The sequence below is a fragment of the Microcoleus sp. F4-D5 genome (genome assembly GCF_036704885.1).
Taxonomy (GTDB): Bacteria; Cyanobacteriota; Cyanobacteriia; order Cyanobacteriales; family Microcoleaceae; genus Microcoleus.
This window is the reverse complement of the sequence record NZ_JAUBSX010000124.1, coordinates 1-484: the sequence shown is the minus strand read 5'-3', so window position 1 is coordinate 484 and position 484 is coordinate 1. Positions and strand designations below refer to the sequence as shown.

1 protein-coding gene is annotated in these 484 nt (G+C 50.2%); it reads left to right on the top strand.

The genetic code is table 11. The annotated features are described in order from the left end of the window. A partial coding sequence (locus QUA80_RS31535; protein WP_333428869.1) for a hypothetical protein occupies nucleotides 1-435 on the top strand: 435 nt, incomplete at its 5' end. Nucleotides 436-484 lie beyond the last annotated feature (49 nt).

Genomic DNA, 484 nt, shown 5'->3' with positions numbered 1-484 from the left:
CTGCAATCTGAAGGGGATGCGCGGTACAGGCAAAGCACGGTAGCCCTCACGGATGCAGACATTCCCTCTGTGATCGCCCGCGACAGCGAGGTAACGGCGGCGATAAACGCGCACCTTGCTGCGGCTGACCCTCACGCTCAATACCTACTGCAATCTGAAGGGGATGCGCGGTATCGACAGTCTTCTACTGCTTTTTTTGCAACAGCGCCCTTGCCGACTGCCAACGTAGCGGGCAACTCTATCGCTTTTTCGTGGAATTCCGTAGAACAGGGGCTAGGGATTGCAGAATTGTGCAATTATGCTGGACTGGGAGGAGGGGACGCTTTCAATTTTTTCCGATTACCTGGAAATTCCGTTTCCACGCCAACTTTGTCGAACAGGGTTGCCAGAATTGATATTTCTGGTGCTTATACCATTTTTCTAAAGTTATGCTAGAGTTACCTGAAAAGTAAAGGAGAATATTAAAATGTCTGGGCGTCCTCAT